Source organism: Levyella massiliensis, from assembly GCF_000308275.2.
Lineage (GTDB): Bacteria > Bacillota > Clostridia > Tissierellales > Peptoniphilaceae > Murdochiella > Murdochiella massiliensis_A.
Map to the genome: position 1 here is coordinate 278,316 of NZ_HG529490.1, position 14,425 is coordinate 292,740.

The 14,425-nt window shown below is 49.6% G+C and carries 17 protein-coding genes; all 17 read left to right on the top strand.

Annotation, left to right across the window (positions count from 1 at the left end; genetic code table 11):
• The first annotated feature begins 5 nt into the window (after positions 1 to 5).
• Entirely contained in the window at positions 6 to 983 is a 978-nt protein-coding gene (locus BN98_RS01270) for an RnfABCDGE type electron transport complex subunit D (protein WP_019190136.1), read from the top strand.
• Positions 980 to 1,573: an RnfABCDGE type electron transport complex subunit G gene (locus BN98_RS01275; protein ID WP_019190135.1), complete on the top strand. Its 594-nt coding sequence runs from the start codon at positions 980 to 982 to the stop codon at positions 1,571 to 1,573. The genes BN98_RS01270 and BN98_RS01275 overlap by 4 nt, the downstream gene beginning before the upstream one ends.
• Before the next feature lie 10 nt (positions 1,574 to 1,583).
• Complete coding sequence (rsxE, locus tag BN98_RS07780; protein WP_242826668.1) at positions 1,584 to 2,165, top strand: electron transport complex subunit RsxE; 582 nt, start codon at positions 1,584 to 1,586, stop codon at positions 2,163 to 2,165.
• Between the two features lie 74 nt (positions 2,166 to 2,239).
• On the top strand, positions 2,240 to 2,815 hold the full coding sequence (locus tag BN98_RS01285; RefSeq protein ID WP_019190133.1) for an electron transport complex protein RnfA: 576 nt from the start codon (positions 2,240 to 2,242) through the stop codon (positions 2,813 to 2,815).
• Positions 2,816 to 2,831: 16 nt separating this feature from the next.
• Positions 2,832 to 3,692 (top strand): RnfABCDGE type electron transport complex subunit B, encoded by an 861-nt coding sequence (locus BN98_RS01290; RefSeq protein WP_019190132.1) that lies wholly within the window; start codon positions 2,832 to 2,834, stop codon positions 3,690 to 3,692.
• A gap of 12 nt (positions 3,693 to 3,704) precedes the next feature.
• Positions 3,705 to 4,913: a galactokinase gene (locus BN98_RS01295; protein WP_019190131.1), complete on the top strand. Its 1,209-nt coding sequence runs from the start codon at positions 3,705 to 3,707 to the stop codon at positions 4,911 to 4,913.
• Positions 4,914 to 5,087: 174 nt separating this feature from the next.
• Positions 5,088 to 5,378, top strand: coding sequence for a hypothetical protein (locus BN98_RS01300; RefSeq protein ID WP_019190130.1), 291 nt, complete (start codon positions 5,088 to 5,090; stop codon positions 5,376 to 5,378).
• A gap of 209 nt (positions 5,379 to 5,587) precedes the next feature.
• Positions 5,588 to 5,983 carry a NusG domain II-containing protein gene (locus BN98_RS01305; RefSeq protein WP_019190129.1) on the top strand — a complete coding sequence of 132 codons (396 nt, stop codon included), beginning with the start codon at positions 5,588 to 5,590 and terminating at the stop codon, positions 5,981 to 5,983.
• A gap of 2 nt (positions 5,984 to 5,985) precedes the next feature.
• A complete protein-coding gene (locus tag BN98_RS01310; protein ID WP_195891107.1) occupies positions 5,986 to 6,552 on the top strand; it encodes a Gx transporter family protein in 567 nt (188 codons plus the stop codon).
• Complete coding sequence (gene radC, locus BN98_RS01315; RefSeq protein WP_019190127.1) at positions 6,521 to 7,315, top strand: RadC family protein; 795 nt, start codon at positions 6,521 to 6,523, stop codon at positions 7,313 to 7,315. Before BN98_RS01310 ends, radC begins: the two co-directional genes overlap by 32 nt.
• A 91-nt stretch (positions 7,316 to 7,406) precedes the next feature.
• Positions 7,407 to 8,444 carry a rod shape-determining protein gene (mreB, locus tag BN98_RS01320; protein WP_019190126.1) on the top strand — a complete coding sequence of 346 codons (1,038 nt, stop codon included), beginning with the start codon at positions 7,407 to 7,409 and terminating at the stop codon, positions 8,442 to 8,444.
• On the top strand, positions 8,422 to 9,327 hold the full coding sequence (gene mreC / locus BN98_RS01325) for a rod shape-determining protein MreC (RefSeq protein ID WP_019190125.1): 906 nt from the start codon (positions 8,422 to 8,424) through the stop codon (positions 9,325 to 9,327). Before mreB ends, mreC begins: the two co-directional genes overlap by 23 nt.
• The gene (mreD, locus tag BN98_RS01330) at positions 9,320 to 9,820 is read left to right on the top strand and encodes a rod shape-determining protein MreD (RefSeq protein ID WP_019190124.1); all 501 of its coding nucleotides are present in this window, start codon (positions 9,320 to 9,322) and stop codon (positions 9,818 to 9,820) included. The genes mreC and mreD overlap by 8 nt, the downstream gene beginning before the upstream one ends.
• A 28-nt stretch (positions 9,821 to 9,848) precedes the next feature.
• The gene (locus tag BN98_RS01335) at positions 9,849 to 13,223 is read left to right on the top strand and encodes a penicillin-binding transpeptidase domain-containing protein (RefSeq protein ID WP_019190123.1); all 3,375 of its coding nucleotides are present in this window, start codon (positions 9,849 to 9,851) and stop codon (positions 13,221 to 13,223) included.
• Positions 13,224 to 13,361: 138 nt separating this feature from the next.
• A complete protein-coding gene (rplU, locus tag BN98_RS01340; protein ID WP_019190122.1) occupies positions 13,362 to 13,670 on the top strand; it encodes a 50S ribosomal protein L21 in 309 nt (102 codons plus the stop codon).
• Positions 13,670 to 14,017, top strand: a complete 348-nt coding sequence (locus BN98_RS01345) for a ribosomal-processing cysteine protease Prp (RefSeq protein WP_019190121.1) — start codon at positions 13,670 to 13,672, stop codon at positions 14,015 to 14,017. The genes rplU and BN98_RS01345 overlap by 1 nt, the downstream gene beginning before the upstream one ends.
• Entirely contained in the window at positions 14,014 to 14,304 is a 291-nt protein-coding gene (rpmA, locus tag BN98_RS01350) for a 50S ribosomal protein L27 (protein WP_019190120.1), read from the top strand. The genes BN98_RS01345 and rpmA overlap by 4 nt, the downstream gene beginning before the upstream one ends.
• Positions 14,305 to 14,425: the final 121 nt, after the last annotated feature.

A 14,425-nucleotide genomic window follows, 5' to 3' on the forward strand; every position in this document is an offset into this window, starting at 1 on the left:
GGCATATGGAAACTACTTCTAATATTCAGGTGGAGAATAAACTTCTTCATGTTGCCGCTTCGCCCCATGTCACAACGAGCGAAACGATGCAGCGCATGATGTTTGATGTATTGATCGCATTAATTCCTTCCGTTGTTGTGGCGGGGGTTGTGTTCGGATTGCAGGCCATTGTTTTGATTGCGGCCTGTGTCGTGTCTGCTGTTGCAGCAGAAGCAATTTTTCAAACCATTCGGAAACAGCCGGTGACGATCAAAGACGGATCGGCCATGATCACCGGCGTATTGTTGGCCTTTAACCTGCCCTCGACGTATCCCATTTGGAAAGCCGCGCTTGGCGCTGTGTTTGCCATCGTGATTGCTAAGCAATTTTTCGGCGGATTGGGCAGTAACTTTGTGAACCCCGCTCTGGCCGGTCGTGCCTTTTTGATGTCGGCTTGGGCAAAAGATTTTGCAAACACCCCGTTTCCGTTCGGCGTAAAACCGGCCGGCACGGATGCCGTGACCGCGGCGACGCCCTTATCCGGCGGCCCGACCCCGGGACTTTGGGATATGTTCGTCGGCAATATGCCCGGTATGCTGGGTGAAGTGAGTGCTTTAGCCATTCTTATCGGCGCTGCCTATCTGTTATGGCGCGGCGTGATTCGCATTCGCATCCCTGCCGGTATGATCGGTTCTTTCGTCGTATTTACCTCGCTCTTTGGCATCGTAACGGGACAATTTCAGCCGGCACAGTTGCCGACCGAAGTCCTCAGCGGTGGCTTGGTGCTGGGCGCCTTCTTTATGGCGACGGACTATGCTACGACGCCAATGACGGCCCGCGGACAACTGATCTTTGCCATCGGTGCAGGCTTTATTACGGCTTTGATTCGTCATTTCGGCACGCTGCCGGAAGGCGTTTCCTATGCGATTTTGCTGATGAATGTTGCCACACCGCTGATTGATAAGTACGTAAAGAACAAGCCGTTTGGAGGTGTGTCAAAATGAAAAAATCTGTCGAATATGCTGTGAAATTATTCGTGATTTGCGCCATTGCCACGCTCGTTTTGGCTTTTACCAACAATGCAACGGCACCGGTCATTGAAGAAGCACAGAAACAAAAAGAATTAAAGGCCTTTACCGAAGTTTTTCCGGGTTTGGAAGAGACGAAGCCGGTTGCCGATAAAAGTGTTCTGAATGACAATATCGTTTCTGTCAATGAAGCCATTGTCGGAGGAAAAACAGAAGGCTATCTTTATTCCGTCAATTCTCCGGTAGGATATGACGGACCGATCAGCTTTGTCGTCGGGGCGAAAACCGATGGTACGGTAACGGGACTGAAAATCATCAACCAAACGGAAACCACAGGCTTTGGCGCTAGCGTGGCCAAGCCGGAATATGCGGCCGGCATGCAGGGCGTCACATTGAATCAAGCCTTGAAGATGGAAGGCGCCGGCGGAAAACCGGACGTAATGCCGGCCATTTCCGGTGCGACCCGTACATCGACGGCAATGTTAAAAGCCATGAACATGGTGGTGGAAGCGCAGGCAAAATTAACCGGCGGTGCCGGCCAGTCGAACGCATCCGAGACAAAATAGGGAGGATTTTATGGATAAGTTAAAAGAAGGTATGTTTTCCAACAATCCGGTCCTGGTCCAATTGATCGGATTTTGCTCGGTCCTGGCGGTTTCTTCCACGGTGTTGGGAGCGGTGGGCATGTCCCTCTCCTTTATGTTCGTGTTGATTCTGTCCAATATCGTTATTTCACTGCTGCGCAATTTCATTCCGAATGAAATTCGTATTCCAGCGTTCATCGTGGTTATAGCCAGCTTTGTGACGATCCTGCAGATGTGCTTACAAGCGTATTTTGAAGAAATCTACAATCTGCTCGGCATTTTCCTGCCCCTGATTGTTGTGAACTGCATTATTCTCGGCCGTGCCGAAGCGTTTGCTTCGAAAAACGGCGTAGTGGCCTCCGCTATTGATGGTTTGGTCAACGGACTGGGTTACGGCTTCGTGGTCATCACCGTAGCGATTGTGCGTGAATTGATCGGTGCGGGGCACGTTATTGGGCGTGCGCATTTTACCGGAAGCCGCTACCATTCCATTCTTACTGCAACCGGCGTCCTCTTTCATCCTGCTGGGCATCTTCTTAGCGGTCATGAATCAGATCAAGCTCATGCAGGCTAAGAAAGCGAAAGAAAAAGAGGCCCAAATGGTAGCGCCGGCCGAATCGCAAGCGATAGCGGAATAAGGAGGAGAATATGGGATTTTTTCAAATTATCTTTCTGACGATTTTTGTGAACAACTACGTGCTTGCGCAATTCCTCGGTATCTGCCCGAGTATTGGTGTTTCCAGCAAAGTGGAAACGTCCATGGGCATGAGCGCGGCCGTTACGTTTGTTATCACGTTGGCGTCAGTCATTACCTGGGCTTTGGATCGCCTCATTTTGCAGCCGAATCTGGTCTATTTGCGCACGGTGGCTTTTATCTTGGTCATTGCTGCGCTGGTACAAATCGTTGAAATGTTCCTTAAGAAATCGGCACCTGCCCTGTACAACGCCTTGGGCATTTATCTGCCGTTAATTACAACCAACTGTGTCGTTTTGGGCGTAGCCATTCTGAACGTACAGAGCAATTACACGCTTCTGCAGACCGTGGCCAGTGCATTGGGTGCTTCCTTGGGATTTGCTTTAGCCCTGATTTTGTTGGCCGCTATTCGTGAATCGTTTGATCGCTTGGATAACATTCCCGCCTGCATGCGCGGCGTTCCCAGTGCCTTGTTTACGCTGGGTCTGATGTCCATGGCGTTTGCCGGCTTTGCCGGTATGTTCCAGTAACGGAAAGAAGGGTGTCATGTTTTCTACAGAGATTTTTATACCGGTTGTGATCATGTCGATTTTGGGCGGTGCCTTTGCATTGCTCATCGGTGTGGTCAGCCAGTTAACGCACATTGATGTTGACCCGCGTGTGATTCAGATTCGTGAAGCTCTTCCGGGGGCAAACTGTGGCGCCTGCGGTTATCCGGGGTGCGATGGCTGCGCTGTGGCCATTGCCAAGGGAGAGGCTCCGATTAGTGCCTGCGTGGTAGGCGGTGCCGCTTCGACGGAAAAAATTGCCGACATTATGGGCGGCAGTGCGGAAATCGGCCAGCGCTATGTGGCCAGTGTAAAATGCCAGGGCGACTGTGAGCACACGCAAAAACTTTTTGCGTATCACGGCATTCAGGATTGCCGTATTATGGCCAAACAGCGTGGCGGCAACAAGTCTTGCCTATACGGTTGTTTGGGTTGTGGGACGTGCCAGTCTGTCTGCAACTTTGGCGCAATTCAAATGGTCAATGGCGTAGCCGTCATCAACGAAGAAAAATGCACGCAATGCATGCAGTGCATCAATATTTGCCCGAAGCATATTATCGAGCTCGTGCCGTATCATGCGCCGGCACAGGTCAAATGCCATAATCCGGAATTTGGCAAGGATGTCAAGACGGCCTGCACCATCGGTTGTATCGGTTGCGGCATTTGCCACAGATTAGCGCCGGAAGAATTCAACTTGGATGGCAAATTGGCGCACGCAACCTATCACGATGCCTTTGATATGGAGAAGGCACAGGCAGCAGCGGCGAAGTGCCCGTCCAAGTGCATTGTCATCAATGCCGAAGGCGATGTGAATGCAAAACCGTTGCCGAGTGAGGAAAAAGAGGCGGCTGTTCAATAACAAGGAGATCCTATGAAGGAAATGGAAAGCGTGCGTGCACGCTTGCAGAAAGAATTTGTTCGTCAATTTGGTGATGCGAAGGGCGTACGCTTCTTCTTTTCTCCCAGTCGTATCAATATTATCGGCGAACATATTGATTACAATGGGGGCGCAGTATTTCCCTGCGCCCTTACCATTGGTACGTATGCCCTGGCCAGACCGAATGACCGGGGCATCTTGCGTTTGTATTCCATGAATCTTGACAATCGCCAAGATATTGCCTATCCGCTGCCCGCGTACGATCCGGCACACGATTGGGGGAACTATGCGGCAGGCGTGTATTTAGCGTTGCAACAAGGTGGCTTATCCACAGCAGGCTTGGACTGCGTTGTTTATGGCAATATTCCTAACGGCGCAGGCCTCAGCTCTTCTGCCAGTGTGGAATTACTGTTCGGCGTTATCGCTCGAGCGTTTTGGGGTGAAAAGGACAAACCCACAACGCTTGAACTGGTCGAAGCCGGCGTATGGTGCGAGAATGAATATTTCGGCTTGCACACCGGCATCATGGATCAGTATGTGATCGGATTCGGAAAAGCTGGTTGTGCCATGGTATTGGATACTGCGCATAAACGCCATAAGCAAGTCCCTCTGGCGATGGACGAGCAGGGCGCCATCTTCATGGTGCTCAACACCAAGCATCGCCGAGAACTCAAGGACTCAAAATACAATGAGCGTCGCGAGGAATGCGAGAAAGCCTTGGAACAGTTAAATACCTTATTAGCTGAGCAGGGGGAGAAGCCCAAAGAGCATCTGTGCGATTTTGATCTCACGGATTTACCGCTTCTTGACGCTTTGGATTCGGATACGTTGCGTCGCCGTGTGCGTCATGTGATTACGGAAAATGCACGCGTCAAGGAGACCGTCGCTGCTTTACAAGATGGCCGGTTGGACGAGGTGGGTCGACTGCTTAAAGAAGGCCATGCTTCCATGCGCGATGATTATGAAGCAAGCGGTCCGCATCTGGACGCCATCGTGGATGCAGCCATTGCTGCTCCCGGCTGTTACGGGGCACGGATGACGGGCGCAGGCTTCGGCGGCTGTGCTATTGCTCTAGTAAAGAAAGAGGCCATTGAAGCCTTTTCGAAAGCCGTTGAAAAAGCTTACTATGAAAAAACGGGCCTTCACCCGGAGCTGATTGTGTCTTCAGCCGGCGACGGAGCCGGAGAAATCGAAATGCTTTAATCTATTTCGAAAAGCCTGCTACAAAATGTTTGTAGCAGGCTTTTTCAGTTTAGTTATATTTTGTTGACGCAAGTGTTTTTTGGGGGGGGTATAATTTACGAAAAGAAAACGTTAGCAGGTCTTTTGAGCGAACAAAGCCATTATTGAACGCAATACAAAAGTGAGGATTCATTAATGTTTACCGAAGAAAAAATGCTTGAAATGGAAAAAGTTTATCAGGAGATTAAACATCCCTATACGAAGAAAAATTTATCATTTCGCCTTTTTCGCTGGGGACTATGGGCGCTGTATGCATTTGCTTTGCTTGCCGCAGTACGACTGGTGTTGGCGTTAATCTTACCGTTAGTCAATAATTGGCGCACCACAGAAGAACTTCTTCTAAGTGGGTGGTCGGTCCAATATTTACTTCTAGTCGTAGGATGGGTTTTATTGGGCTTAGGCATTGCGTTCCGTAAAAAATGGTAAAGAGAGCGGGAAATAGCAACGAAATATTAACGTGATACACAATCGGAATAACAGAACAGATATTCACTGAGAATGGCGGAGTTTCAACAAAGGCACGGTCGAAAAGAGTTGAAGCAACTTTGGAACGCCTTGGTACAGTTTCCAATCTTTTTTGTACTTTTCCTCTTTTCTCGTATGGTACACTAACAAGAGGTAAGGGGGATGACAGCATGAAACGATTGACGACACGAGCCGATCGCCTTTTGATTGTCTTTCTGGCACTGACAAGTGTAATGGCTTTGGTATTGCTTTTTTGGCATAGTCAAAGTGTAGCGCAAACGCTTGAAGTGAGCGTGCAGGTGGATGGAAAAGAAATTGATCGCTTTTCGCTGAAAGAGGCGGAAGGAAGGTCCATTCGCTACGAAACCGATTTTGGTTTGAATGTCGTGCGTGTGAAAGACGGCAAGGTGTCGGTGGCAGAGGCGGATTGCCCGGACAAACTCTGCATCAAACAGGGAAAGATATCGCAACCCGGACAAATTTTGGTTTGTTTGCCGAATCGCTTTTTAGTGGAAATGGTAGGAGGGGCAGAGCAGTCGTCCGAAGTGGACGTCTATCTGCATTGAAAATGAAACGATTTGAGATTCGTCCCAATAAAATGGTGTTTCTATCCGTCCTTACTGCTATTGCCTTAGTGATTTCGTTAGTGGAACATTCCATGCCTTTGCCCGTCGGTGTGCCCGGCGCCAAATTAGGTTTGTCCAATCTGGTGATCTTGGTCACCATTGTGGTCTATGGCGGGCGGGAAGGCATCTTGGTCTCCATCCTGAAATCCGTGCTATTGCTACTGTGCACTGGCTCCGTGACCGGCTTTTGGTATTCCGTTTGCGGCGCTCTTTTCTCTTCTGTCGTCATGAGCGTAGCCGTTCGTCATTTTATGCCGCTTTTCAGCTTGATCGGTGTGAGCGAGCTGGGCGCCTTGGCCCATAATATCGGGCAGCTTTGTATAGCTTGTATCGTATTGCAGAATCGTGCGATCTTTGTCTATTTACCGATTCTTACTTTAGTGGGGTTATTTACAGGATTTTTTGTGGGCCTATCCGCGAACGGATTGGTTCCGCCACTTCGAAAGGCTTCCGGTGCATTTCGCGAAGGGAGACTTTATGAAAACACAAATCCAAGAGAAAAACAGTAACACAAAAAGGGAGATCAGACCGCTAAATGCGGAGATAAACCAGCCCATTGCTGAAAAAGCAATGGAGCAAAAAGAAGATTCTTTCTTTTTCGGCATTAAGGATATGCCTAAAGAAGATCGACCCATGGAGAAAATGCTGCGCTGTGGCGTGGCTGCTCTGTCGGATGAGGAACTGTGTGCGATTCTGATTGGCTCGGGGACACGGAAAAAGAGCGCGTTGGAATTAGCGTCGCTGCTATTACGCAGGGATTTGCCGCGTGCCCGCTTGCTGCAAGCGGAGCCGGAAGAACTCATGCAACTGGATGGCATTGGCATGACCAAAGCCTGCCGTATTTTGGCAGGAGTGCAGCTTGGAAAACGACTGAATGAAGAGCAGGCGTTTTTTTCCATATCGCTATCCAATCCCAAGTCCGTGGCCAATTATTTTGAGACGTATTATGCGCATGTCCAGCGCGAACATTTTTGTATTATTTTGGTGAACGCTAAACTAAAACCCATTCGAACCGTTCTTATTTCGATCGGAACACTGACGCAAGCACGCGTGCATCCGCGGGAAGTGTTTCAACCGGCCATACGCACCGGCTGTGCGGGCATTCTGCTTTCCCACAATCATCCCAGCGGCGATCCCGAACCCAGCCCGCAGGACATTGCCATTACGAAGCGATTGGTGGAATGCGGTGAATTGCTGGGTATTGAGGTCTATGATCATGTAATTGTCGGCAAGGGACGGTATGTAAGCATGCGTGAACAAGGATTGCTTTGAAAAGCTTCATTTCTTTGTGACAGGCGGTCGACTCGTGATAGAATAACGAAAGTGACAGACTGTTTTTTGACCGTTAACACAGGAGAATGTGGTGGATTATTTTCGTATACAAGCACCGGATTTGGCCATAGATATCGGTTCCGCGCAGACGCGGGCCATGCGCATGGACAATCATAAAGCGGTGGAAGAGCCGAGTGTTGTGGCTTTAGATTATAAAAAAATGCAAATTGTTGCCGTTGGTGAAGAAGCCAAAGCGTTGCTCGGAAAGGCACCGGAAAATATTGTGGCCATTCGCCCGTTGCAGCATGGCGTGATTTCGGACTACGACTTAACCAGAGCTTTGTTGGAACATTATATTCGTCGCTTGATACCGGGGGTGACACTGTTAGCACCGCGTCTGACGATAGCGGTACCATCCGGTGCGACGGACGTAGAGCAGCGGGCTTTGCAGGATGCCTGCCTCCAATCCGGCGTGCGAGAGGCGTTTTTGGTCGAAGAATCCTTGGCTGCCGCTTATGGGGCGCGTCAGATTCGTTCGGCAACGCGTGGTGCACTCATGCTCAATATCGGTGCCGGCACGACAGAAGTAGCCGTTGTCAACAGCTATGGCGTCATTACCGCAGAAACGATGAAACGCGGCGGACAGTATTTGGACCAGGCCATTCTTCAGCTCATTCGGGACAAATACAATCTGATGGTCGGCGAAAATACCGCCGAAAAGATTAAGATTACGATTGGCTCGTTGCGTGACGATCGACAAAACGATGCGATGGAAGTCGGGGGCCGCGATATTTTGAGCGGTATGCCGAAGAGCATTGATATCTATGCTTCCGATGTAACGGAAGCCATGTTGCCCTATATTCGTGAATTGCTGGATCGCCTGCGTTTGACATTGGAAAAAACACCGCCGGAGCTTTCACGCGATATTATGGAAAAAGGTGTGATTCTCACGGGCGGCGGCGCTCAAATTGACGGCTTATGCGAATATATCACGCGCGAATTGCACATTCATGCTTCCTTATCCGCTCATCCGGCACAGGATACGCTCTTGGGATGCGGCTATATTATGGAACATATTCAGGAATGGACGGGGAAAGGGGCTCGGCATGATTCGGACCAAAAAGACTAAGGGGCGCAAAGCTTTCTTACTTACGGTGCTGATTCTGGTGCTTCTGATCTTATTCTCGCATCGCAACCCGGAAACCAGTCGTTTGCCATCCAATGTCCTCAACATGGCTGTTTCTCCCGTGAATCGTCTCTTTTATTCGGCATCGCGTTCCTTGCAGGATCTTTACGATCATGTATTTGGGAAAAAAGCCACACAAGCGGAAGTGGATCGTCTGACGTTGGAAAATCAAGCACTGAAAGATGAAGTGCGTACGTTAAAGGGTGTCGTTGGTGATGCGCCCTATTTAAAGGATGAGTATGCCATGCAGCACGTGGCCGGGCATGCCTTAATTTCTGCGGAAATTACCATGTCCGATCCGTCGCCCACCTTTGTTCGTTTTACCATTAATAAGGGATCCAAGGACGGCGTGAGCAAGGGCGACATCGTTGTGCAGGGCGTGAAAAATGCGGATCAATCCGTGGTATCGGGCCTTATTGGACAAGTGACGGAGGTCGGATTCAATTATTCGAAAGTTTCCACGATTCTGGATCAGTCGCATAATATATCGATCTTGTTTCCCTCCAGTAAAAAGTACGGTGTGATCAATAACCGCGATGCAGAACGTTTCTACGGTTATTTACTAGATGCGCAAACGGATGTACCGGTGGGCGAAGAAATCGTCACCAGCGGTGTGGGCGGTCGGTATCCGCGTGGCCTTTACATCGGTAGCGTGAGCGAGGTTACTCTGGCACAGGACGGGCTGACGAAGACAGTCAGCATTACGCCGGCGGTGGATTTTTCGAAGCTCTATCGTGTGCTGATCGTACCCCAAGTGCAAAAAGACGCCAACGCATCTTCTGACCAGACATCTTCTCAATCACAGAAGGAGGCATCCGGTGAATAAATCTCGCTATATTTTAAGTCTATGCCTTGTCATCGTCTTGCAAAATGCGGTGGTTTCAAACTGGACTGTTTTTGGCGTGGCGCCTGCACTGACGTTGCTCTATGTGGTGGGGTTGACGCTTTTGTACGGTCCCATGTGGGGCGGCTATACGGGTCTTGGTTTGGGCCTTTTACAGGACATCATCTTTTCCGACGTGCTCGGTGTACGGGCATTGCTCTTCTTTGTCGGTGCGACGGTGCTCGGACATGCCTTGTATCATAACGATCGCAATTATGCGACGGGCACGCTGGCAACGGCGTTGTTCTCCGTATTCGTATTGGTGGGACAATGGTTGATATTCTTTTTATTACGCATGCCATTGCCCGGCACCTATATGTTAGGAGGACCCATGTTGGTCTATGCAATTTTGAACGCAGTACTGTTTACTCCGGTCATGTGGCTCATGCAGCGATGGATAAAACCGGAGAACGTACGACGTTTTGGCACGTTTTAGCCGTGCGAACGATTAGAAAGAGAGCAAGATGAAAAAGCAGTCTCTGCTGCGGTGGGGCATGATTGTTGCGGTGATGCTCACACTCATCGGTGTGCTTTTGTGGCGCCTGTATGATCTGACGATCCTGCAGGGGGATCATTATCGCCAATTGGCGCAAACGCGGCGTACGAAGGAAATACAAATTGCGGCACCGCGTGGCAATATCTATGATCGTAACGGCATTCTTTTGGCGGGTACCCGCTCTTCCTATGCAGTGCAAGGTTTTAAAGATGACCTTATGCAACTAAAAAATAGTGAGCGTAACGATGTACTGGCCCGCTTACTGCGCTATGTTGAAAGAGACGGCGCCGATTATAGCGAAGAAGATTTCCCGATTTCGCTCAATCAGATCGTTTATTCTTCGGAGGCGGAATATCTGAAAGAAAAGGAAACCCCGGATTCAAAGGTACAGCGTCTGCTCATTGAACACAATCTGTTGGACGACTGGCTGCAGATGGTGTATCGGACAGCACTGGATCGTGACTTTTGTGTATCGCCGGCAGCACGAGCGCTCAATGCAATGTCATTAAAAGGCAGTGCCTTGCCGATCAAGGCGGACCCGGCGCAGAACTTTCGCCTGCAATGGGTTCCCGGGAAGGAATATGATGCTCTACTGAAGAGCAAAGCCATCACGAAAGACAGTAATGCTTTGTCCTATCTCACGCAGCGCGTGAAAGACAATGAAAATTTGTTGGATCATGTTTTGAATCATCCCGCCGCCAGGAAACTGGCTTATGATCTGCTGGCACAGAAAAAACTCACGGGCAATTTACGTTTGGCGGAAAGCAACTATACCTATGTGGAAAAATACCGCCGCAATAAGGCGGCCTTTCATCAGGCTTTCCCGGAGATTACGCTGACATCTTCTGCCAAAAATGATTTCGTCACGATTATTAAAAAAATAGCGTTAGATCGCTTTTTGACATCGCTCGAAGTGGCGGAGGACAATCATTTTCAAATCCCCGCCGAAGGCCTGTTGAACCGCTTGGCAAGTAAAGGCGTGAAGACGAATTTGAAGTACACGATTGCGGCAGATGCCCGTCGTGTTACCATCGAATTTGTGAATCCCAAGGGGACCAAGGGCACGGCACTGGATCAGCTGAAAAAACTCGGGGAAGAGAATCATCTTCTGGATGAAATCATTACCCAGGATACGTATAAGTTTTTGGCCGAGAAAGCCATGTTTGCGGAGGGCTGCTATCCGGGCATTTCCCTGAAAAACTGGCAATACAGTCTCGAAAAGGATCAGAGCGATTTTCTGGAAAAATACAGCCTGAAGGATAAGAGCGCGGATGAAGCGTTTCGTCACTTGTTGGAGACTTATGAAATTGAGCCGAACATGGATCCTGTATTACAGCAGGGCATCATGCTGCTTACGAATCGCGTGGGACGCCCCGGAAACTACGCCTTCTGGCCGGTGAACATTTGCTACGAACTGTCCGAAGATACCGTTGCTAAAATTGAGGAGAATATCTCCAATGCGACAGGCATTATGGTTTCGAAGCAACCGATCCGCTACTATCCGTTTGGCGAGTCGGCAGCCCATATTTTAGGCTACATCGGTAAAATTGCCACGGATGCCGAAGTGCAGACGTATGTCAAGGAGAAGAAGTATTTACCGAATGAATTCATCGGTAAGACCGGCGTGGAACAGAGCTTTGAAAGTACACTGCACGGTATCAGTGGGAAAGAGACCGTTTTGGTCGACTCGTTCGGCAATCGTACGGAAGTCGTGGATCGCCAGGAGCCAAAGGCAGGGAACAATATTTATCTGACGGTGGATATGAATCTGCAGTTGGAATCAGAAAAATCGCTGAAAAAATCCATTTTGGCCATTCGTCACGGTTTACCGTATGTCACGAAGTGGGGAACGAACAAGACCTATTATTCACCCACGGCTAATAGCGCTGCGAGCGTATCTGTAGATCCCAACAATGGTTCTTTACTGGCGATGGCCTCCTATCCGATGTTTGACCCGAATCTGTTTGTAACGGGCATTTCTAATTCTGATTGGGAGATGTATCAATTGCCGACGCGCACGGATACCAATGCACCGCGTCCTTTGTTGAATCTGGCAACGCAGTCCGCTGTACAGCCGGGATCTACCTTTAAGACGGTCACTTCCTTAGCCGCACTGAAGAAGGGCTTGAATCCCAACAAACGCATCTACGACTATGGCTTTGTCAAAATCGGGGATCGTCAGTTTAATAACCTCTATTACACGTTGACCGGCGGTTCCAACGGCATGATCAATATGTACGATGCCATCGGTAAGTCCAACAACTACTATTTTTATATTTTGGGATTGGGCCGTATTCCCGCGACGGGAGAATCCATGGGCGTGCAGGTCACGGTGGATGACCTGGAAAAGACAGCCATAGAGTTAGGACTGAACCGGGCGTCGGGATTGGAAATTAAGCAACCGTCCGAAGCTCCAAACAGCATTCCGAGTCTGAAAGCCAAAATGAATTTGGCAAAAACGTTGCTATCTAATTACCTGAAGGGCAATTTGAAGCGCTATGCCAAAGAAGAGAGTCAGAAGGAACCTGCCGTCGTGGCACAGGACATTGCCACGATATTGAAATGGTCGGAAAGGGGAGAAAACTATCCCCGCACCCAATTGATTGCCGACCTGGAAAAATTGGGCTATTATGCCGAGCGTCCTTTGGACGGCGCACGTAGTGGATTGGCAGATATTTTGAAATACACCTATTTCAACCAGACCAATTGGACGGTGGCCGATTCCATGAATGCTTTGATCGGACAGGGACAAAATGCGTATACGCCCATCTCGATGTGTACGGTGGCGTCGATTTTTGCCAATGGCGGCACGGACTATGATTTTACGCTGATTAAGGAAATTCGCAGCGCCGATAATAAAACAGTCTTGTACAATCAGACGCCGCGTGGGCGCAAAGTGCCCGGCAATCCCCTGTATTTTCAGCAGGTGCGTGAAGGCATGCTGCGTTCGGCACAGGACAGTCATCTGCAATTTAACGGCCTCAATTTCCCGTTGGGCAGTAAAACGGGAACGGCAACGCGTTCCGGCGTGGATCCGCGTACCGGAGGGGAATATGCCTCCTACGCTTGGGATATATGTTTTGCACCCTATGACCATCCCACCATTGCTACGACGGTCTTTATGCCGGATGGCGATACCAGTTTGAATATCGTGCCGATTGCTCGTGATATTGTGGCGTCTTATTTGAAGGTGCCTGCGTCGCAGGACGAGACGCCTTCTCTCTATGAGGGACTGAAAACGTACGAGCCATCACGACGCTTGTCTTCAGAGAGTGGGAACACTTCAGACAGCTCGGACAGCAGCGCAACGCGCAACCCGGAAGCAGAACCGATTGGCGAATAAGGGCAAAAGGACTGGACAAAACGCCTTTTATCCTATAAAATATGTCGATGTGAACTCGCTCTGAAAAGGCAAGAGTAAATGTTTGGACGGCCTGTGCCAAACTGCCTCGATGGCGTCGCGAAAGTTAAGGAGAAAAATATGTACGCAGTGTTGGAAACCGGCGGCAAGCAGTATCAGGTGCAAGTCGGTGATCAGGTAAAAGTTGAAAAGCTGACCTCTGAAGTCGGCGCTACCGTGGAACTGGATAAAGTTCTGGCGCTTGGCGGAGAGACATTTAAAGCAGGGACTCCCTATGTGGAAGGCGCAAGCGTAAAAGCCACCGTCTTGGAACAGGGGAAAGGCAAGAAGATTCTTATCGGTAAGTTCCGTCCGAAATCGGGCTACCGTCGTACGCGTGGCCATCGTCAGCCGTATACGCTGCTCAAGATCGAGGCAATTAACGCGTAATGATTCGCACCGTGTTTTGGCAAGATGCAAAAGATCCCTCTCGGCTGGTCGGCTTTGATGTAAAAGGCCACGCAGATTTCGGAGAGGCCGGTCATGATTTGCTCTGTGCTGCCGTGTCAGGCATTGTGACAGCCGCCCTGAATACGTTTCAGGAAGCAACAGATTTTGGAGATCGGGTGCAAATTCGTTGCAACGAAGGCGATGTCAGCCTGCGGGTGGAGCAATCTTTAGAGACAGTGCAGCAGACCGTTTGTCAAACACTTCTGCTGGGATTGCAGATCAATATGGAGCAGTTAGAGAAGAAATATCCCGATCATATCGGAGTGGAATATCGGAGGTCATTATGATTCAATTTAATCTTCAACTCTTTTCGAGTAAAAAAGGTGTGTCCAGTTCTAAGAACGGACGTGATTCGAATGCAAAGCGTCTGGGCGTAAAACGCCATGACGGTGTTGTTGTTAAAGCGGGCAACATTCTGGTTCGCCAGCGTGGAACGAAGTTTCATCCCGGCCTGAACGTGATGAAGGGCGGCGATGATACGCTGTTTGCCGTTTCGGACGGTGTGGTACGTTTCGAGCGCTTGGGCAAGGACAAGAAGCAAGTAAGCGTCTATCCGGTGGAAGCATTAGCGTAATTTCCGCAGATACGTCGGATTGCTAACACAGACTTTAACACCCCATTCGGCCATCAGTCGAATGGGGTGTTCTTGTTTTCAGCAATCATGACAGATGATCTTTCGCCTGCTACAATAAGGG

Excerpts from the sequence above, each read along its gene's own strand:
- mreC (WP_019190125.1), top strand. The coding sequence starts at position 8,422 with ATGATTCGGACCAAAAAGACTAAGGGGCGCAAAGCTTTCTTACTTACG.
- rplU (WP_019190122.1), top strand. The coding sequence starts at position 13,362 with ATGTACGCAGTGTTGGAAACCGGCGGCAAGCAGTATCAGGTGCAAGTC.
- BN98_RS01310 (WP_195891107.1), top strand. The coding sequence starts at position 5,986 with ATGAAACGATTTGAGATTCGTCCCAATAAAATGGTGTTTCTATCCGTC.
- radC (WP_019190127.1), top strand. The coding sequence starts at position 6,521 with ATGAAAACACAAATCCAAGAGAAAAACAGTAACACAAAAAGGGAGATC.
- BN98_RS01295 (WP_019190131.1), top strand. The coding sequence starts at position 3,705 with ATGAAGGAAATGGAAAGCGTGCGTGCACGCTTGCAGAAAGAATTTGTT.
- BN98_RS01345 (WP_019190121.1), top strand. The coding sequence starts at position 13,670 with ATGATTCGCACCGTGTTTTGGCAAGATGCAAAAGATCCCTCTCGGCTG.
- BN98_RS01305 (WP_019190129.1), top strand. The coding sequence starts at position 5,588 with ATGAAACGATTGACGACACGAGCCGATCGCCTTTTGATTGTCTTTCTG.
- BN98_RS01275 (WP_019190135.1), top strand. The coding sequence starts at position 980 with ATGAAAAAATCTGTCGAATATGCTGTGAAATTATTCGTGATTTGCGCC.
- BN98_RS01285 (WP_019190133.1), top strand. The coding sequence starts at position 2,240 with ATGGGATTTTTTCAAATTATCTTTCTGACGATTTTTGTGAACAACTAC.
- rsxE (WP_242826668.1), top strand. The coding sequence starts at position 1,584 with ATGGATAAGTTAAAAGAAGGTATGTTTTCCAACAATCCGGTCCTGGTC.
- BN98_RS01290 (WP_019190132.1), top strand. The coding sequence starts at position 2,832 with ATGTTTTCTACAGAGATTTTTATACCGGTTGTGATCATGTCGATTTTG.
- BN98_RS01300 (WP_019190130.1), top strand. The coding sequence starts at position 5,088 with ATGTTTACCGAAGAAAAAATGCTTGAAATGGAAAAAGTTTATCAGGAG.
- rpmA (WP_019190120.1), top strand. The coding sequence starts at position 14,014 with ATGATTCAATTTAATCTTCAACTCTTTTCGAGTAAAAAAGGTGTGTCC.
- BN98_RS01270 (WP_019190136.1), top strand. The coding sequence starts at position 6 with ATGGAAACTACTTCTAATATTCAGGTGGAGAATAAACTTCTTCATGTT.
- BN98_RS01335 (WP_019190123.1), top strand. The coding sequence starts at position 9,849 with ATGAAAAAGCAGTCTCTGCTGCGGTGGGGCATGATTGTTGCGGTGATG.